General features: G+C 45.5%; 17 protein-coding genes and 1 pseudogene. 6 read left to right on the top strand and 12 right to left on the bottom strand.

The window, feature by feature from the left end:
* Window positions 1–57 precede the first annotated feature (57 nt).
* Window positions 58–1,257: a glycosyltransferase gene (locus tag QUB44_RS16945; RefSeq protein WP_333369489.1), complete on the bottom strand. Its 1,200-nt coding sequence runs from the start codon at window positions 1,255–1,257 to the stop codon at window positions 58–60.
* A gap of 390 nt (window positions 1,258–1,647) precedes the next feature.
* A complete protein-coding gene (locus QUB44_RS16940) occupies window positions 1,648–1,854 on the bottom strand; it encodes a hypothetical protein (RefSeq protein ID WP_333369487.1) in 207 nt (68 codons plus the stop codon).
* Between the two features lie 114 nt (window positions 1,855–1,968).
* Here QUB44_RS16940 and QUB44_RS16935 point away from each other — a divergent pair, with 114 nt between their 5' ends.
* Both QUB44_RS16935 and QUB44_RS16930 read left to right on the top strand, forming a co-directional pair.
* Complete coding sequence (locus tag QUB44_RS16935) at window positions 1,969–2,295, top strand: MgPME-cyclase complex family protein (protein ID WP_333369485.1); 327 nt, start codon at window positions 1,969–1,971, stop codon at window positions 2,293–2,295.
* Entirely contained in the window at window positions 2,292–3,029 is a 738-nt protein-coding gene (locus QUB44_RS16930) for a hypothetical protein (protein ID WP_333369483.1), read from the top strand. The genes QUB44_RS16935 and QUB44_RS16930 overlap by 4 nt, the downstream gene beginning before the upstream one ends.
* 64 nt (window positions 3,030–3,093) lie before the next feature.
* Here QUB44_RS16930 and QUB44_RS16925 read toward each other — a convergent pair whose 3' ends face one another.
* The 3 genes from QUB44_RS16925 to QUB44_RS16915 all read right to left on the bottom strand — a co-directional run bounded on the left by QUB44_RS16925 (window position 3,094) and on the right by QUB44_RS16915 (window position 7,232).
* On the bottom strand, window positions 3,094–5,190 hold the full coding sequence (locus tag QUB44_RS16925; RefSeq protein WP_333369481.1) for a tetratricopeptide repeat protein: 2,097 nt from the start codon (window positions 5,188–5,190) through the stop codon (window positions 3,094–3,096).
* A gap of 18 nt (window positions 5,191–5,208) precedes the next feature.
* On the bottom strand, window positions 5,209–6,141 hold the full coding sequence (locus QUB44_RS16920) for an Rpn family recombination-promoting nuclease/putative transposase (RefSeq protein WP_333369479.1): 933 nt from the start codon (window positions 6,139–6,141) through the stop codon (window positions 5,209–5,211).
* A 155-nt stretch (window positions 6,142–6,296) separates the two neighbouring features.
* Entirely contained in the window at window positions 6,297–7,232 is a 936-nt protein-coding gene (locus QUB44_RS16915; RefSeq protein WP_333369477.1) for an NAD-dependent epimerase/dehydratase family protein, read from the bottom strand.
* 224 nt (window positions 7,233–7,456) lie between these two features.
* Here QUB44_RS16915 and dnaG point away from each other — a divergent pair, with 224 nt between their 5' ends.
* Window positions 7,457–9,484: a DNA primase gene (gene dnaG / locus QUB44_RS16910; protein WP_333369475.1), complete on the top strand. Its 2,028-nt coding sequence runs from the start codon at window positions 7,457–7,459 to the stop codon at window positions 9,482–9,484.
* Window positions 9,485–9,571: 87 nt separating this feature from the next.
* Here the strand turns inward: dnaG and QUB44_RS16905 are convergent, their stop codons facing one another.
* The 3 genes from QUB44_RS16905 to QUB44_RS16895 form a co-directional block, all read right to left on the bottom strand.
* Entirely contained in the window at window positions 9,572–9,898 is a 327-nt protein-coding gene (locus QUB44_RS16905) for a YnfA family protein (RefSeq protein WP_333369473.1), read from the bottom strand.
* 287 nt (window positions 9,899–10,185) lie between these two features.
* Complete coding sequence (locus tag QUB44_RS16900; protein ID WP_333369471.1) at window positions 10,186–10,635, bottom strand: SET domain-containing protein-lysine N-methyltransferase; 450 nt, start codon at window positions 10,633–10,635, stop codon at window positions 10,186–10,188.
* 323 nt (window positions 10,636–10,958) lie between these two features.
* Window positions 10,959–11,474: a pentapeptide repeat-containing protein gene (locus tag QUB44_RS16895; protein WP_333042425.1), complete on the bottom strand. Its 516-nt coding sequence runs from the start codon at window positions 11,472–11,474 to the stop codon at window positions 10,959–10,961.
* A 14-nt stretch (window positions 11,475–11,488) separates the two neighbouring features.
* Between QUB44_RS16895 and QUB44_RS16890 the strand changes: the two genes are divergently transcribed.
* Entirely contained in the window at window positions 11,489–12,097 is a 609-nt protein-coding gene (locus QUB44_RS16890) for a YraN family protein (protein ID WP_333369469.1), read from the top strand.
* Between the two features lie 198 nt (window positions 12,098–12,295).
* Here QUB44_RS16890 and QUB44_RS16885 read toward each other — a convergent pair whose 3' ends face one another.
* The gene (locus QUB44_RS16885; protein ID WP_006632408.1) at window positions 12,296–12,685 is read right to left on the bottom strand and encodes a hypothetical protein; all 390 of its coding nucleotides are present in this window, start codon (window positions 12,683–12,685) and stop codon (window positions 12,296–12,298) included.
* A gap of 148 nt (window positions 12,686–12,833) precedes the next feature.
* Between QUB44_RS16885 and queA the strand changes: the two genes are divergently transcribed.
* Window positions 12,834–13,973: a tRNA preQ1(34) S-adenosylmethionine ribosyltransferase-isomerase QueA gene (queA, locus tag QUB44_RS16880; RefSeq protein WP_333369466.1), complete on the top strand. Its 1,140-nt coding sequence runs from the start codon at window positions 12,834–12,836 to the stop codon at window positions 13,971–13,973.
* A gap of 42 nt (window positions 13,974–14,015) precedes the next feature.
* Here queA and rpmF read toward each other — a convergent pair whose 3' ends face one another.
* Both rpmF and QUB44_RS16870 read right to left on the bottom strand, forming a co-directional pair.
* Window positions 14,016–14,189, bottom strand: a complete 174-nt coding sequence (rpmF, locus tag QUB44_RS16875; RefSeq protein ID WP_006632406.1) for a 50S ribosomal protein L32 — start codon at window positions 14,187–14,189, stop codon at window positions 14,016–14,018.
* A 180-nt stretch (window positions 14,190–14,369) separates the two neighbouring features.
* Window positions 14,370–14,846, bottom strand: a complete 477-nt coding sequence (locus QUB44_RS16870) for a TM2 domain-containing protein (RefSeq protein WP_333218866.1) — start codon at window positions 14,844–14,846, stop codon at window positions 14,370–14,372.
* Between the two features lie 417 nt (window positions 14,847–15,263).
* Between QUB44_RS16870 and acsF the strand changes: the two genes are divergently transcribed.
* Window positions 15,264–16,340 (top strand): magnesium-protoporphyrin IX monomethyl ester (oxidative) cyclase, encoded by a 1,077-nt coding sequence (gene acsF / locus QUB44_RS16865; protein ID WP_333369540.1) that lies wholly within the window; start codon window positions 15,264–15,266, stop codon window positions 16,338–16,340.
* Between the two features lie 381 nt (window positions 16,341–16,721).
* Here acsF and QUB44_RS16860 read toward each other — a convergent pair.
* A pseudogene (locus QUB44_RS16860) lies at window positions 16,722–17,588 on the bottom strand (CHAT domain-containing protein); the annotation flags it as partial.
* Between the last annotated feature and the right edge of the window lie 86 nt (window positions 17,589–17,674).

Raw genomic sequence — 17,674 nt, 5'->3', positions numbered from 1 at the left:
AAAGACTTATTAATAATGATGCAAGATGTCAGTTAATCAATAGGTTTTGCACCATTCTCAAGCACTCTCAAACAGCGCCACTAATTTTTTTGCTTCTAAATCAACATTGTGTTGTTGAGCTACTCTCTCGGCTCCTATTTTCCCCATTTGTTCTAGCTTTTCTACAGGTGCTTCCAATACCGCGCGCATCGCTACGGCTAATGCTTCTGCGGAACCGGGAGGAACTAACCAACCGCAAACACCGGGTTCTACGAGTTCCGGGATGCCAGCAACATAAGTGCTAATTACGGGCCGATTGAGAGCGAGGGCTTCCATAATTACGACGGGCAAACCTTCAGCAAAACTAGGCAATACCATTGCCCGTGAAGCTAAAATCTCTTGCTGAACTCGATCGCCACTGGCCCAGCCGGTAATTTCTATATGGTTTTGCAGGCCGAGTTGCTGAATCTGCTTCTCAATATCCGATCGCAGCGGCCCGTCTCCTACGAGTACCAACTTAAACTCTAAGCCTTGAACTGCTAACTTGCTAGCAGCTTCTAGCAATAACAAATGACCTTTTTGTTCGCTGAGGCGGCCAATGCAAGCTAAGCGTGGTGCTGCGGGTATGGGGACGTAGGGTGCAGCTAAAAATGCAGCATCTACGCCGCAGTGTATGACGTGAATTTTTGACCAAAAAGTGCGATCGCACCACCGAAAAAGCTGACTTTTACCGAAGGAACTAACTGCTGCTACAAAGGTCGATCGTTTAATTTTTTCGTCTAAGGAAAGAAGAGTCGCTTTATCAAATTCTTCAGGGCCGTGAACCGTGAAACTGTAAGTCGGGCCGCCCAGCACGCGGCACAGCATTGCGACTGTTGTGGAATTTGTCCCGAAGTGAGCGTGAACGTGTGCGATACCCGATTCTGCAAACCAATTTAAAAGAATGCAAGCTTCTGCTAAATAAGCTAGATGCAGCAAAATCCCCCGTTCCGAGTGCCAGCCAACTTTGAACATTAACCGCACAGCTTCGATGAATCGAATTGGTCTAGTTGCGGCAACGCGCAGCAAACCCCACGCTAACCCCTGTACACCAACTCCTAAGATTACTTTAGTCAATTGTTGCTCTAGTTTGTCGGCCTCATCAACGAGTTCTGATTCGCAGGATCGGATCGAAAATCGTGCGACTTTCATGCCGCAATTTTCAACCGCTAGGACTTCTCTGCGGACAAAGCTGTGGCTGACTTTGGGATATTGGTTGACTAAATAAGCGATGTTCATGAACGGGGAGAAAATTTTATGGTAAAACTTAGATTAGTTTAGCCTTTGGCTGCATTCCCTGGGCAACAAATTTAGCTGATTTGTTGAGCTTATTTGAGCAGGGGCGGAGGGCGATCGCTTTTGGTGGGATGGGGGAAGTGACAGCGGGGCGATCGCTATTTCGGTCAGAGCAAATCAATCCACACATTTTACATTTCAATACAATAGTCAGGACAGTTTTTAGGTAGTAGCCACAAACCCTTGATTGTAACGCAGGCAGCTCGATCGCCGAATCGTCATGAAAGCCTTTTTTACGGTTGGCAATCAAAAACTGTCTGAAGTATTTTCATATGCAAACCACTCCCAATCAGGTTTAACAGCCCCCAGATTGTCTCAATAATTGGTAATTGTTCAACCTGCAATTCCATCTAATTTCCTATTGTCACCTAAATTTTCCCGCAAATCACCAGCCGGAAAAATAATCGCCCAAATCCCCAAAAAACCAGCCACTCTCGCAACTCTCACAACTCCCTCAACTCTCACCACAAAAGATTTTTCTGAGGCGACTTGCTCTGCATCTACCCAAGATGACAACAAATAAGGTAAAGTAAACGGCACAAGAGTCTAGAACTCTCCAACAACCGCAACTGAGCAAACCCGCCCCTGACCAGCAAAACTGGCAGATACAGGCGGCATTAACCGCTAACCGTCAACCCCTAACAACCGAGAAAAATGCAAACCTACTACTACGTTTTAGCCAGCCAACGCTTTTTGCTAGAAGAAGAAGCCCTAGATGAAGTGTTTAAAGAAAGAACTCGCAACTACAACGAACAAGAAAAACAAATAGACTTCTGGTTGGTCAAACAGCCCGCTTTTCTAGAATCACCGACAATGGCAGAAGTTAAAGCAAAATGCCCTCAGCCAGCCGCCGCTATTATTTCTACCGATCCTGTCTTCATCACTTGGTTAAAACTGCGATTAGAATATGTACTGACAGGTGAATTTCAAGCACCATCACCAACTATTCCCGATGCCCTTGCATCCCTACAGACAGCATGAACAAAATAGCAAAATACCAGACAAAAGAACTAACAACAATTAGGGGTAAACTGTACAAATTTATTTTGTCTTTACCCCTATTTTCTGCTACTTCGATAGCCATTTTTGCCTTGACAATTTTATCGAGTTCTGTTAAAGCTCAATCGAGCTGCCAACCGCCCCAGTCCGATGAATATCTACTGTTAATTGTCACCCGAACACCCGAACAGCAAGAAAGAGCAAAACGCTCTTTCCCTGGAAATACTAACAACACAGTTTGTCGGTACATCAATGACACGGTGACGCGAGTTGGTGGCTTTCGCGACTCGCAAATCGCCAGCGATTGGGTTAAATACATCGAAGATGTTGTCGGATTGCAAGCTTACGTAGTACGATCGCCCGCAGCGGCACTACCCCAGAATTTGCCAGTCTACAACCCTCAGCCAGCACCAGGTTCTGAACCAATCACCAATCCTGCAACGGGCAATCTTGCCTTCAATCCCCAACCCCTGGGCCCCGGTTATGCAGTGTTAGTCGATTACTTCAACCAACCGGAATTAGCCGCCCAAGTCAGGGAAGCATTAGGCACGCAAGTAGGCTTAGCTTCCTACGGCCAGCGTCCCTTTTTATTCGTCGCTTATACAACGGATCAAAACGCCGCTACTGCAGCAGTAAAAACATTGAGCGATCGAGGTTTTTGGCCGATGTTAGTAGACAGCCGCCGAGTTACCGTAATTGCTCCCGCTGTTCGCTAAAAGATAAAAGTTGGCTAAAATTGCTTCTTGTCAAACAAAGTCCGCTTAAGGGAACTAATAACAATTATTGTTGTTGTTCGGATTCTAGCGGGCTTCTTCCTAGCTGACTTTCTGCCCGCTTTTTTGCTTCTATCGCCGCTCGGTAATCCGGTTTGTAGCGAATTGCTTTGTCATAGGAGGCGATCGCGTCTTCGTATCTTTTTACCGCCACAAGTGCATTGCCACGACTGTACCAGGCTTCCGAGTAGTCAGGCTTGACATAGACGGCTTCATTGTAAGAGACTAGCGCATCTTCGTACCGCTGCAAATTGTACTGAGCATTGCCTCTATTGTACCACGCTTGAGATTCTTTCGGGTTTAAATCTAAGGCTCTGCTGTAACACTCAATTGCTTGTTCGTACCTGCGTAATTCGTGATATGACCAACCTAAATTGTACCATGCTTGATAATAATCAGGTTTTAATTTGACAGCTTTTTCGTAAGCTTCTACCGCTTCTTCATGTCGGCGCATTTTCAGCAAAGCGATGCCTTTGCTGTACCAGCCTTGATAAAAATTGGGCTGAAACCGCACGGCTTTTTCGTAGGCTTCAAAAGCTTCTTGGTTTTTGTTTAATTCGAGGAAAACATTGCCTAAATTATACCAAGCTTCAGAATTATCGAATTTAATTTCAACTGCTTTTTCATAGGATTCTACGGCTCGATCGTACTGTTTTAATTTTTGATAAGCTTGTCCCCGATTGTACCAAGCACCGTACAAATTGGGCTGAAACTGTACCGCTTTTTCGTAGGATGCGATCGCTTCTTCGTACCGCTGCGAATCTAACAGACTATCGCCTCTGCCTTCCCAGGCGGCGGCATAGTCGGGCTGGATTTTCAAAGCGTTATCAAAAGATGCGATCGCCTCTTGAGACTGTTGCAACTTCTCCAAAGCATAACCGCGTCCCGTCCAAGCTTCCAAGTATTCCGGCTTTAATTCTATGGCTTTATCATAAGCTGACTGCGATTCTTGATATTTTTTCAATTCGTACAAAGTTTTGGCTTTTTCCTGCCAAACTTCCGCGTACTCTGGCCTGAGATTTATTGCTCGATCGTAAGCGGCAAGAGCTTCTTCAAATCGGCTTAAATTGTAAAGAGTATTGCCTCGGTTGTAAAGGTCAGTTGCATTGGCAGAATTAAAAGTGTTTACACCATAAATAGATGCTATAATACTGATGCCAATCAAACTCGCGATCGACAATATTTTTAAATACAGTTTTTTTCGGGATTTTACAGTCTTATTCGCAGCAGCAACCGGAGGCAATACAGGAACTGTACCGCTGAAAGAATTTTTCAATTCTTTAATAGCTTGCAGCGTTTCGCCTGCACTAGAATAACGTTGCCGAAAATCGTACTTTACCATCTTATCTAAAATGTTTGCAAATTCAGGACTGACGGATGTTTTGTCCTGCCAAATAATTTCCTCTGTATCGGGATTTTTGGGCATTTGGTGAGGATTTATGCCGGTGAGAAACTGAATTGCGATCGCACCTGCGGCATAAATATCGCTGCTGAGTTTCGGGTTGCCGTGAGCTTGTTCGCTGGGCATATAACCGGGAGTACCAATGCTGACACTCAAGCTATTTTTGGGCTGAGACGTGGTGATTTGAGTAGTAATTTCTTTGACGGCGCCGAAGTCAATTAAAACTAATTTTCCGTCTCTATCTCTGCGGAGGATATTGCGGGGATTGACATCGCGGTGAATCACATTTTGCTGGTGTACAAAATCTAAAATTTCCAGAAGTTCTTGCAATATACAAATAACTTGATCTTCCTGCATGACTCCCGCATTCCCATGAGAAGCGGGCGTAATTTCTTGACTTAAATCGTGACCTTCTATAAATTCTTGAACTAGGTAAAACTCTTGGTTCTCTTCAAAAAAAGCAAAAAGTCGGGGAATGCGATCGTGATTTCCCAATTTGTACAAAACTTGTGCTTCGGTATCGAATAAACGTCTGGCTACCTGTAGAGTTTGCGGATCAGTTGCTTGAGGTTTAAGCTGCTTGACGACGCAGAGGTGATTGCCTGGTAGCTGCTTATCTTCAGCTAAATAAGTTTGAGCAAATCCGCCGCCTCCCAAGTGACGGATAATACTGTAGCGATTGCCGAGTGTGATTCCAAGCATGAGATTTACCTAATATTCCTAGTCTTTTGGAGAATTAGCTTCCAACCAAGCTGTTAAATCTTCGGCATTAGAAAAATCTAACATGGCTTCTGCAATATTCTCTAATTTGTCAATCGACAACTGCTGAATGCGGTTTTCAATATCGGGGTTTATTTGACCTAAACGGCGACTTAGCAAACGCATAATTAACCCTACTTGTCCTTCTTGTCTGCCTTCTTGTCTGCCTTCTTCCCTGCCTTCTTCCCGACCTAAAGCCACTGAACCCTCTTGATCTTGAGCAAAAAACTCTTGCTGTTGTAATATGTTAAATTCCTCCTGTGTCAAACTAACTTGATTGGCAATTTCAAAGGCTTTCTGAATTTCCGGGACTGTGACCATTGTTTGAGGTACTTCATCCAAAGTGCCAGTAGTTTTGATAAAGTAAATCCACTTGTCCGTAAGAGTTTCCAGTCGATCCAATTCTTTCTTAAATTTTGGCAACTCTACAAATACTAACTCAATGTCATTTTGTAGATAATCAGACAAGCGATTTCTTTCTTTGAAGACAAAATGCGAAATCACATCTTGCTCGCCGCGAAACATTTCAAAATCAGTGATAGTCAAAGCAATCACAGGTCGCAATTGCTTGTATAGTTCTCCCCTTGTTAATTGGAGTGCATAGGTTTTTGCTGCATTGTACAAAACTCGCTTGCCAAATGCCTGTACCTTCAAAACTTGCATTTCAATAATCACAAATGTGCCGTCATTAAGTAGCGCTTTGACATCTAAGTAACTATTTTTAGCTCCGGCTACTTGAGGGCCAAGATAAGGATCGAGGATTTCTAAGCTTTTAATGATCGATTCTTCTTCATAGAGTATGGCATTTAAGAAACTAATCAAAATCTCTGTACTTTGGCTGGAGCCAAATATTTTCTTGAATGCAAAATCTATTTTGGGATTGATAAATCTCATGTTATTTTTCTCCTTAGAGATTTGGAATTAACACGGCTGCAAACCTTACTGTGACAGTCTGTTTGGTATGTTTCTTGTTCCCTCCCCTTACTAAGGGGAGGGTTAGGGCGGGTGCTAGATTTTTGCTATTGAGATGCTCCCACTATAACTTAACTTCAAACGGCTTTCAAAATCTCGTCATCGACTGAAAAATCTATCTCAGCTTTGTCCCGCCCCGAAACTACATAATCATTCTGAAAAGAATCTTTTAATCCAGAAACTAAGTCAAATTCCGGCTGCCAGTTAAGATCGGTGACAGCTTTATTAACTGAAGCGAAAAAGTGCTGTAATCTCATCGGAAAAGCTTTCTTTTTGCCGAAGTCAAATTGTTTCGGATCGTAGTGTACAATCTTAATAGCATCAGGGGATTTGCCTGCCGCTTGAATGCAGGCGCGGGCTAAACCGTCAAAGGTGACAAATCGATCGCCGGAAACGTTGTAAATTTGCCCTCGAGCCCTTTCGTTCCCCAAAACCGCCGCCATTGCTTTAGCCAAATCCTGACAGTGCCCCAACTGCGTGAAGTGCATTCCGTTACCGGGAATCGGAATCGGTCGATCGCGCGCAATTCGATCGAAAAACCAAGCCTCTAAATCGTTATAATTTTGGGGGCCGTAAATGTAAGTTGGGCGAATCGAAGTCCAAGGCAAACCGGACTCGGCCAAGTAATTTTCGGTTTCGCATTTACCCAAATGCCGGCTTTTAGGATCAGTAGCGTCCCCTTCAATATGAGGCATTTGATCCGACTTCAAATAAACCCCCGCAGAGCTCATGTAAACAAAGTGCTGCACCCGCCCTTTAAATATTTCAGCTAAAGGCTTTGTATCGCTGAGTTCGCGGCCGTTGTTGTCAAAAACCGCGTCAAACTCGACCGTCGATAACTTTTCTTTTAGTTGTTCGACATTTGTGCGATCGCCCTGAATCTGTTTTACGCCCGCAACCGGTACAGGCTTGTTGCCCCGGTTAAACAACACCACTTCATGCCCTTGTGCTGCTAAAATCTTAGTAAGATAAACCCCGATAAACCGAGTACCGCCCATCATTAAAATTCGCATTATTTTCGATGCTCCTTACAGTTAGTGTAAATATCTTACAATAAAGTTATGCCTTACGGAGAAACCTGGCTTTTTAAGAAAACACATATTAGCAGCGATCAGCCCTGGTACAAAAAACCGGAACGCTTGATTTTTTCTGTGCAATTCCTGAAAGTCAGTTCTGTACTTTACTAAAGTGCGATCGCTCAAAATAAACATAATTTCAATTTGCCTAAAATAGCCCTATGCAAGTTCCCCGGCTGCATCCAGAAACAATCGAAGAAGTCAAACAAAGAGCCGACATAGTAGACGTTATTTCCGGTCGCGTCGTCTTGCGTAAACGCGGTAAAGAATTCGTAGGCTTGTGTCCCTTTCACGACGAAAAATCTCCCAGCTTTACTGTCAGTCCCGGCAAACAAATGTATTATTGTTTCGGCTGCGGTGCAGGCGGCAATGCTTTTAAGTTCCTCATGGAATTGGAGAAACGCCCTTTCAGCGAAGTAGTATTAGAATTAGCTAAAAATTATCAAGTCCCCGTCAAAACTGTCGAACCAGAACACCGACAAGAATTGCAGCGGCAAATTTCTCTGCGGGAACAACTCTATGAAATCTCAGCACTAACAGCTAACTTTTACGAACACGCTTTGCGACAACCCCAAGGAGAAGAACCCTTAGCATATCTCAAATCAGAGCGCCAGCTAAGCGAAGAAACTATCCAACAATTTCAATTAGGTTATGCACCCCAAGGTTGGGAAGCACTTTACAGTTATTTAGTAGAACAGAAAAACTATCCGGCGCAATTAGTAGAACAAGCTGGATTAATTGTACCCCGAAAAAATGGCGGCAGCGGTTATTACGATCGCTTCCGCAATCGCATTATGATTCCCATTCGCGATACCCAAGGCAGAGTCATCGGTTTCGGCGGCAGAGCTCTCGGCGACGAACAGCCGAAATACCTCAATTCTCCCGAAACAGAACTCTTCGATAAAGGCAAAACTTTATTTGCCTTAGATACAGCCAAAATAGCCATTAGCAAAGCCGATCGCGCAGTGGTTGTAGAGGGGTATTTTGACGCGATCGCACTTCAGGCCGCCGGCATCTCCAACGCCGTCGCTTCCCTTGGTACAGCCTTAAGTTTAAACCAAGTGCGGCAGTTATTGCGCTACACGGACTCCAAACAAATTATCCTCAACTTCGACGCCGACAAAGCAGGAACTCAAGCAGCAGAACGCGCGATTGGAGAAATAGAAAAACTCGCTTATCAAGGAGAAGTGCAACTGCGGGTGCTCAACATTCCCGACGGCAAAGATGCCGACGAATATCTCAAAACCTACTCCCCAGAACAATATCGAGAATTGCTTGAAAATGCTCCGTTGTGGCTCGACTGGCAATTGCAACAAATGCTCGTCAATCAAGATTTGAAGCAAGCCGATACTTCCCAGCAAGTTACAAAAAAAATCATTAATTTATTAACCAATATTACTGACGACAATCAGCTAGCACATTACCTGCAAAAATGCGCCGAAATTCTCAGTAAAGGAGATTTTAGACTCACAAAAATGATTGCTGAAAACTTGCTAAGCCAAGTAGTCAGCGATTGGGCAAAGCGGCAGAGTCAAGACGAATCTTTGACAATGCCCCTGTTAATTAGAAACAAACTGAAGCCGAACAAACACTATAAAAAGCAGCGTGCAAGTGGCGAAAACAAAAACTCAAAATCCAGCTTATCTGCCGTAGCCCGCAGTCTTTTAGAAGAAGCAGAAGCGCAATTATTGCAGATTTATTTGCACTGTCCCGAATATCGCCAAGATGTCAGAGAAGCAATAGAAGCTAGAGACGTACAGTTTAGCCTTTCTCACCACAGATTTTTGTGGCACCAGATTGTGAATGCAGAAATATTGCACAAAATGTCTTTACAAGTAGCGCCTTCTGAGTTAATATTGAAATTGCAAGATAGCTTCATTGAGTATCCGAATCAACTCAATCAAATCTCGCATTTATTTCACTTAAATGAGTTTTCAGAAAGAAACGTTTATCGCGCACCTCTAGTAATTAGATCTGCCCTCGCCTGTATCGAGCAAATTATCAGCATGAAGCGCCGCCGGATTGCACTCAATATGTGGGAAAAAGCCAAGGCCGCTAGCAGTGGCGAAGAGGCTATAGAATATCACCAACTATTCTGTGCCGAACAAGAATGGCTCAAGGAATTAGAGCGGCTGCGTCAAGTTAATTTTTACGATTTAACATCTGTACCTTGGAGTGGGAATTTTTAGGAGTTAAGGACTAAAGCCGTGAGTCTAATATTAAAGTCGTATATTTAGGTTTTTTATCCCTAAGTCTTTAATTAGTTTGTCAGTCTGTTATTGGCGATGTGGGCTGAACAAGATCACGATTGTTCCCACTAGAGAGAATGTAACGCCAAGCAAGTCCCACTTATCCGGCTTAACACCTTCAACTAGCCACAACAAGAACAGGGATAAGAGGATGTAAAACCCGCCGTAGGCAGCGTATGCCCTACCAGCATTTGAGGTATCTACCTTGGCTAGAGAAAAAGCGTAGCTCATCAGGGCTAAGATACCTGGGATAATCCAAAATATGCTTTTGCCAAGTCTCAACCACGCCCAAAAGGCATAGCAGCCAGAGATTTCTCCCAGGGCAGCAAGTAAGAAGAAGATAAACGTCTGCATATTCAGCTTGACCTTTAAACACCAGAGCTTAATACTATATATAGCAATCCTAAATGATTATACTCGTTACCAGGCTCTGCCTGGTAACGCATATCCGGAGGCTCTGCCTCCATAGTCTGGGCCGAGGCAGAGCCTCTGGACATCGGTTCCCAGGCAGAGCTTGGAAGTTAACCAGTTATTGAAACTGATGCGAGGATTGCTATAGAGCTTACGTAACGGGCACAAGCGATCGCCCGACTGATGGGGGCAATACTAGGAACTTTAAGAGCACGCGGGGGAAGTTCCGTTTAAGGTGCGGTTACTCTGAGGTAATCGGCGATAAACTCACCATACTTTTTCCTGATTTCGTCAGGGAGAAATTTATATCCAAGGAGCTTCGATCGACATTCAGGGGAGCCACAACAACATTCTGGAATGGCAATGGAAATATACTCTGTTGTCTCGTAGTCGAATGTAATCTCACTTCCAGAAGGAATATCAACCAATGCCACGAAATCGTAGGCTCCGAATTGATTATTCCTCACCCCTGTGTTTGGGCTACAAGAATGATTGATCAATTGTCCCGGTTCATCTAATTCTATATGCAGGTCAAAGTCCATCTGAAGGGAGTGAGTAGTTCTTTGTGGCAGGATCTCGACTCGCCGTCCAACCACCACGGTCTCACCTTTACGGAAGCCTCGGCTGGCAAAAACGCCTCTACCTTTCTCTGTTTGCTGGATTAAAATATCGAAACCCATTTTCCTCACTCTTAATACAAATTACAAATCTAATTCTAATTTCACGAGGTTAGCGCTCGAAAGCGACACTGGAGCGTTAATGGGCTCAGTATCCGAATCTGGCAGTGCTGGGACTATCGACTCGTTAACCTGGATTTCGCCATTGTGCTCAGCGTCCTGAGATTTGCTTTGACCAAAAACCATATAAAGCCTTCTATTGGCTGGGGGTTTCGCTGATATTGTAGTCATGTATCGGGCCGTGGAGCAAACCCGATCGCCCTACTGCCAGAGGGTTTACATGGAACTTACCCCGCACGCGGGGTAAGTTTGGTTTAATTAGCCTTTTAATAGTCGCAAAAAAGAGTTTCGCGAGTATCTCTACCCGTCACGGGATTAGTACCTTTTGCCACTTTACAAAGTTTTTCTATCATATCGTCTCGCAGCAGTGTCTCTGTAAAATCAGCACCGTCAATAATAGCTCCTTCCAGCCTGGTATTGTAAGCGAAAGCACCCTCAAGGATAGCATTAGTTAAATTTGCTTTCATCATGCGAGCTAAATCTAAAGTCGCACCCGTGAAATTAGCACCTTCTAAATTTGCCTCTTCCATATTGGCAGCAAAAAAGCTGACACCTCGCAAATCTGCATTAGTAAAATTGCTGTTGCGAAGATTGGCTTTATTAAAGCTGTCGTCAGTCAGAACTTGGCCAGTAAAATCAGCGCCGACTAGGATTTCTTTGTCGTGATCCAAAGCGAAAGCAGGTGCGGGATTAATGCCGATCGCCCCAGCGGCAATTACTGCTAAAATAACAAAACTCAGCAAGAAAGTATAAATATGTTGGCGAATTCGAGAAATCATCATACAAGTTCAAGCTAATGGGCAGTCGTGACAGTTCAGAATTGAATTCTACCAGAAAGAGCGTCAAGCGTAGCTATCCCGTAGGGAATCGCCCGTTAGCGACGGCTGACTCCAATTCCCCCCAATCCCCAAACTCTAGGGATATCGGCACATTGGGAGAAAACTTAGTCGCCGAGTGGTTGCAGCAGCAAGGTTGGGAAATCCTGCACCGGCAGTGGCACTGTCGCTGGGGAGAGATTGACATCATCGCCCTCGGAAGAGATGAAGAAAGCGAAATCAACAGAGGTAACGAAAATTCCCCATTCCCCATTCCCCATTCCCAAACATTAGCATTTGTAGAGGTAAAAACTCGCCGCCGGGGAAATTGGGATGCTGGTGGAATGTTGGCTGTTACTACCACAAAACAAGCCAAACTTTGGCAAACAGCAGAAATATTTTTAAGCACTCATCCAGATTTAGCCAATAATTATTGTCGCTTTGATGTCGCTTTAGTCAGGTGCGAACCTTCACAACAAAACACTAAGCAAATATTACCACCATTAACAGCAGCGCACTCTCAATCCGCCGTTGCAGGAAACTACCGACTCACCCTGCAAGAATACATTCGCTCGGCTTTTAGCAATTAAAAATATATAATTAAAAGTTAGAGGGTAAAATCTCAAAGCAATGCCACTAGGTAATTTTTAATTGTTAACTTGCCTAGGCAGTCGCGCATTTCTCTCTTGAGCTTTAACGGAGCCGAAAAAAGCGTTAAATCTTCTCCCGCTTTTCCCTTCTCTCCCTCTCCTGTTCTATCATCCCAGTTAATTTATATGCGTAGCAATCTAGGCCAGAGTTTCCGGGCAATATCCCAGACCCTTGACAAACTGCTGGCGAAACGCTTCAATTTCTTTGCGGTCAGGGCTGCCGTGACAAACCACTGCCACCTGGTAGCGGCGCATCACGCTCAGCGGCGACTGTCCGGTTTCCAAACTCCAAAGCGCCATTTGCAAGCGAATTTCAGGATCGTAAGGAATCCCGAGTTCGTTCATAAAAGCCCGAAAATCCCCGTGCATTTCGGGTGTTAAATATTGGCTCATTTTCACCTTTACCACCCAGCCGTCTATTTGGTGAATAACAGTGATAAATTGCAAGGGAAGATGATGAGCCGTGCGTAGGTAATCCACGACTCTCAGAGTAAGGCTAGTATTGGCGATGTAGTAGAGGTATTCCATAACGATCCTTATGAGCAAAGCTGATGCTATACCTCTATCCTCGCGGGCTATACCCGCCACCACAAGGGGAAAAGCACCCGACTTTGGATGGGGGTTTTTACCCAATTTGTTACCCAGTTGACAGATCGATCGCACAGGAATTCACTTGATGACAGAGCTTGACTGGTCTTTGGACGGCTACGACTACGAACTTCCGCCCTCGCGCATTGCCCAAAATCCCGTAGTGCCGAGGGACAGTTCTCGCTTGCTGGCTGTAGATTCTCCCAGCAGCCAGCAACACCGGATTTTCCGGGATTTGCCAGATTTGCTGCAACCGGGCGACTTGCTGGTACTCAACAACACCCGCGTGCTGCCAGCGAGGCTCTACGGGCACAAACCCAACGGCCCGGCTGTGGAGATATTGTTGATGGAAGAACGGCAGCACAACTGTTGGCTGGCTTTGGTTAAACCGGGGAAACGCTTAAAGTTGGGAGCAAAAATTGAGTTTGATCCCATCGCCCCTGCCTGTGAGGACTCGACCACAGCCCCTTGCTGTTGCCTTCCCGATGCCACGATGCCCGATCGTCGTCGATTGACTGCAACAGTTATAGAGAGGGACGACGCAACAGGGGGACGGCTGTTGGAGTTTGACATCCCCACAGATGAGAATCTGGCGAAGTTTTTGGACGAATACGGTCACGTACCTCTGCCGCCCTACATCGAAAATTCCCAAGCTTCAGCGGAACAGTACCAGACTATTTATGCCGATCGGCTTGGGGCCGTGGCTGCCCCCACAGCAGGACTGCACTTCACCGAAGAATTGTTCAGCCGCTTGGAACAGCGGGGAATCGAAAAAACTTTTGTCACCTTACACGTCGGAGTAGGGACGTTTCGCCCGGTGGAGGTGGCAGACGTGACGGCTCACAAAATGCACGGCGAATGGGTGGAAGTACCTCCCGCCACCGTTGAGAAAATCCGGGAAACTCAAGCCCGAGGCGGGCGGATTATTGCCGTGGGTACAACAGCAGTGCGAGCTTTAGAGGGAGCCGCCGCCGCGAGTGGCGATTTTTCCTTGCAACCTTTTTGCGGCCCGACCAATTTGTTTATCTACCCTGGTTACAAGTGGCGGGTTGTAGAGGGGATGATTACCAATTTTCACTTGCCCCGCTCTACTTTGATGATGATGGTAAGTGCGATGATTGGAAGGCCTCGGCTGTTGGATTTGTACCGAGAAGCGATCGAGCATCAGTACCGCTTTTATTCCTTTGGCGATGCCATGCTGATTTTACCAACAGCAAAAAAGGATTGATCGATCGGGCATCGGGTTCGCCCCATGCCCGGTATTCCGTTTCTATTCTTCCTCCTCTTCTTCATTGCCGGGATACACGAAGCTGTTGGAACGCCCAGTCAGAACAGATTTGCCCAGAGACAGAGCTTTCTGAGCTGCCACTACAGCTTTGCGCTTCCATGTGGCCTTACGCATATTCTTCTTGGATTTGGAGGTTTTCTTCTTAGGGACTGCCATGACGCTAAATACTTTCTGCTTGCTTATATAGACAAACAAACATTCTAGCCGATTTTGCCGGCAATGCTTACTCGAAAAACCGCAACAACTGCTCGGTCAGCAATATCAAGTAGTAGGGTGCGTCAGCGATTAGCTTCTGGAAAAATAGACAAAATCCCCTAGGTAACGCACCCGCAGCAGCTAAAGTTCGTGAAAGTGGTAGATCACGACGCCAGTTACGGCATCGTTCTCGATACTCACATAACCCGTTTTGAGCATTGCCGTGAAAGCCTCTTCCACTTCGGCAAAAGTAGCGCCGGTTGCCATCACCCCTTGGGTGACAGATAATCTTCCGTTCTTGGTATAAGCTGCCTTCAGGAGTTTAACCCCTAACTGGTCTGGAGTTGGCTTGGGATATGTCGCGGCGATCGCCCCGCTGCTGGGATATAGTGGTATACCTTCGCGAGATACGCCGAGTTTGCCCCTGAGACTGGCATTGTGTTCGTCCACCATGTTCGGCAGCAGCAGCAAGTCAAACAATTGCCCAAACCCAAACAAACCAAAGGTAAACAGCCACAGCAAACCCGTACCAATCTTGCCGTTGTAGAGGCGGTGGAGTCCGAAGGGGCCGAAAAAACAAGCTGCCCATAAAAGGTAACTAACACCTAAATTGCTCATTTTCTGACCGTCCTGCCTGATTATTCTAAGAATTGGAGTCCCTCTATACATTTTGTACTTTCTATCGGGTGTTTAAACAGCTTGACACCAGCAGATATTTGTGAATTGTCCGAAGTTATTGGTTATTTACTACCAATTCCCCAATGCCCCATGCCCAATGCCCAATGCCCCATGCCCCATGCCCATGCCCAGTGAGTAATTTTGCGTAGCAATTCTTAACGCCAGCAACATATTTCGGCGGGCGAGAGCTTGGTAAACTGGAGGGCGTGGAAATTACAGCAGCTTAGACCTGGATTCCACACGGAGCGCCAAACCAAGCGCGCCGCCAGCGCTGGCCGGACATACACGAGCGCGATCGCCCGCAGTACCCGACAATTGAAACAAGCGAGTAGTTATAAGCAGAAATCCAATAAAAATATGGTAGATTCCCTCAAAAAACCCACTTTTGAAGAACTGCGGCCGGGAGTGAAAGCCCCAGCCAAAGAAACTATTCTCACGCCGAGATTTTACACAACAGATTTTGACGAGATGGCCAAAATGGACATCTCGGTAAATGAAGCCGAACTAGAAGCAATTATCCAAGAGTTCCGCGTTGACTACAACAAAAACCACTTCGTGCGGGATGCCGAGTTCGATCAATCTTGGGAACACATCGACGGCGAAAAGCGCCAGTTGTTCATTGAATTCCTGGAACGTTCCTGCACCGCTGAGTTTTCTGGGTTCTTGCTTTACAAAGAATTGGGACGCAGGCTCAAAGGAAAAAATCCCGTGCTGGCCGAGGGTTTCAACCTGATGTCCCGCGACGAAGCGCGGCACGCCGGTTTCCTCAACAAAGCTCTCTCGGACTTTAATTTGTCCCTGGATTTGGGTTTCTTGACAAAGAGCCGCAGTTACACATTCTTTAAGCCGAAGTTTATTTTCTACGCGACTTACTTGTCGGAAAAGATCGGTTATTGGCGCTACATCACGATTTATCAGCACTTAAAAGCCCATCCTGAAGACCAGATTTATCCGATTTTCCGATTCTTTGAAAATTGGTGCCAGGATGAAAACCGCCACGGAGATTTCTTCGATGCGGTGATGAGATCTCAGCCTCAGATGTTGAATGATTGGCGCGCTAAGCTTTGGTGCCGTTTCTTCTTGCTGTCGGTGTTCGCGACAATGTATCTCAATGATATCCAGCGCGGTGGTTTTTATCGATCGCTCGGTCTTGATGCTCGCGAATACGACATTGAAGTGATTAAAAAGACCAACGAAACTGCAGGCCGCGTATTCCCCGTGATGCTGGACGTGAACAACCCAGAGTTTTACGAACGGCTGGATATTTGCCTCAAGAACAATCAGCAGTTGACAGCAATTGTTGCTTCTAATACTCCGAAATTCTTGCAGTTCTTCCAAAAATTGCCTTTGTATCTGTCGAACGGCTGGCAATTAGTGAAGCTGTACTTCATGAAAACAATTGAATCACCTTCAGTACAGGGCGCTGTGCGTTAAGTTTTGATTTTTCATCCTCTGTGAGGGCGGTTCTGCGACAAGCGGAGCCGCTTTTTTTTGGTATCCAGATTCACCGCAAAAAGTTCTCACCCATTGGTGACAAGTTAAGACTTAATTGCATTTGTCAATCAGTAATATTACTCAAAAAAACTGCTTTTTTAGGAGTGGAAAATTTACGATTTGAGAGGGAGTAGGTATAAATATCACCCTCGGCATGATTCCTCGATCGCCCAAATCTCAGTTTTATGCCCAAAATCCGAGTAAATGTTGAGCAGAATTGCTGATTGACAAATGCTTTCTTAGCTTAACTTGTTACCAATGGTTCTCGCCAGACTTACACTCGCCCGGAATGGGAATTAATGCTGGTTTTTTCCCTAAAATTTATCGCCATTCCCCCTGAAGCGTAAAAGCCGCCCAATAATAAGGAGAACGCCACTCTTCCTGCTTCCACATTTCCAGTTGTGCCGCCCTCAATGCTGCCGCTGGGGTTAACCCTTTTTGCAGCATTCCCTGATAGAAACTCGACATTAATGTAGCCGTTCCTTCATCATCCACATTCCATAAACTCACCACAACTCGCTGAGCGCCAGCATACATAAATCCCCGCGTTAATCCTACCATACCCTCGCCTTGAATGTTCTGCCCTAATCCGGTTTGACACGCACTTAACACTACTAAATTTGCTGCTAACTTCAGATTGAAAATATCAGTAAGTCGCAGAAATCCGTTTAAGGGATTGCCCTTTTCATCTACCAGTGACAAGATGATTCCCGATAGTTCCGGGTTAGTGCTATTCGCTAAACCGTGAGTGGCAAAATGAATGATTTTATATTGGCTTAAGTTCTGACTGGTTGCTGCGGCGCGGCTGGCTGCAAAATCCAAGGATTGAGTGCGAGAATTAGCTGGTACTAACGCTTGAATGATTTGAGCTTCTTGGCGAGTGAATTTTAAACGGTCAAACTGTACGTTATTGTCCCCTTGGGAGCGACTTAAACCGAGATTTACTGATTCTATTGCTTGGGGATTGGCGCTATTAGACTGGGTTCTGACTCGTTCATCGTCAGCGCTAAAAACTGGATCGGCGAGCATTGCTAAAGTCCGAGTTGGGGGTTGTCTGTCATTGTAGTTTTGTCTTAAGATTCCCAAGGTGGAAGCGGAAGGCAGCAGCACAATTTCATGGTCTACTATTAAAGGCGAATTCCGATTTTTACCGGGTGTTTCTGGGAGCGATAGGGCGGCAAAGGGGAGGTAATTGAGAACAGGGCTATTTCATTCTAAACAGCTTCTTCAAAACGTCTAGACCATAGCCCGCGAGCCGTTGTGCCTGTGCCATA

The organism is Microcoleus sp. AT3-D2, assembly GCF_036705715.1.
In the GTDB taxonomy this organism is placed as follows: Bacteria; Cyanobacteriota; Cyanobacteriia; order Cyanobacteriales; family Microcoleaceae; genus Microcoleus.
The sequence above is the reverse complement of the archived record's forward strand: the minus strand, read 5'-3'. Positions and strand labels throughout refer to the sequence as shown.

Bases quoted from the DNA above. Each gene is read 5' to 3' on its own strand.
- queA (WP_333369466.1), top strand. From the start codon at position 12,834: ATGACAGAGCTTGACTGGTCTTTGGACGGCTACGACTACGAACTTCCG.
- dnaG (WP_333369475.1), top strand. From the start codon at position 7,457: ATGCAAGTTCCCCGGCTGCATCCAGAAACAATCGAAGAAGTCAAACAA.
- QUB44_RS16920 (WP_333369479.1), bottom strand. From the start codon at position 6,141: ATGAGATTTATCAATCCCAAAATAGATTTTGCATTCAAGAAAATATTT.
- QUB44_RS16870 (WP_333218866.1), bottom strand. From the start codon at position 14,846: ATGAGCAATTTAGGTGTTAGTTACCTTTTATGGGCAGCTTGTTTTTTC.
- QUB44_RS16900 (WP_333369471.1), bottom strand. From the start codon at position 10,635: ATGGGTTTCGATATTTTAATCCAGCAAACAGAGAAAGGTAGAGGCGTT.
- QUB44_RS16935 (WP_333369485.1), top strand. From the start codon at position 1,969: ATGCAAACCTACTACTACGTTTTAGCCAGCCAACGCTTTTTGCTAGAA.
- QUB44_RS16885 (WP_006632408.1), bottom strand. From the start codon at position 12,685: ATGGAATACCTCTACTACATCGCCAATACTAGCCTTACTCTGAGAGTC.
- QUB44_RS16925 (WP_333369481.1), bottom strand. From the start codon at position 5,190: ATGCTTGGAATCACACTCGGCAATCGCTACAGTATTATCCGTCACTTG.
- rpmF (WP_006632406.1), bottom strand. From the start codon at position 14,189: ATGGCAGTCCCTAAGAAGAAAACCTCCAAATCCAAGAAGAATATGCGT.
- QUB44_RS16915 (WP_333369477.1), bottom strand. From the start codon at position 7,232: ATGCGAATTTTAATGATGGGCGGTACTCGGTTTATCGGGGTTTATCTT.
- QUB44_RS16905 (WP_333369473.1), bottom strand. From the start codon at position 9,898: ATGCAGACGTTTATCTTCTTCTTACTTGCTGCCCTGGGAGAAATCTCT.
- QUB44_RS16890 (WP_333369469.1), top strand. From the start codon at position 11,489: ATGGGCAGTCGTGACAGTTCAGAATTGAATTCTACCAGAAAGAGCGTC.
- QUB44_RS16945 (WP_333369489.1), bottom strand. From the start codon at position 1,257: ATGAACATCGCTTATTTAGTCAACCAATATCCCAAAGTCAGCCACAGC.
- QUB44_RS16895 (WP_333042425.1), bottom strand. From the start codon at position 11,474: ATGATGATTTCTCGAATTCGCCAACATATTTATACTTTCTTGCTGAGT.
- acsF (WP_333369540.1), top strand. From the start codon at position 15,264: ATGGTAGATTCCCTCAAAAAACCCACTTTTGAAGAACTGCGGCCGGGA.
- QUB44_RS16930 (WP_333369483.1), top strand. From the start codon at position 2,292: ATGAACAAAATAGCAAAATACCAGACAAAAGAACTAACAACAATTAGG.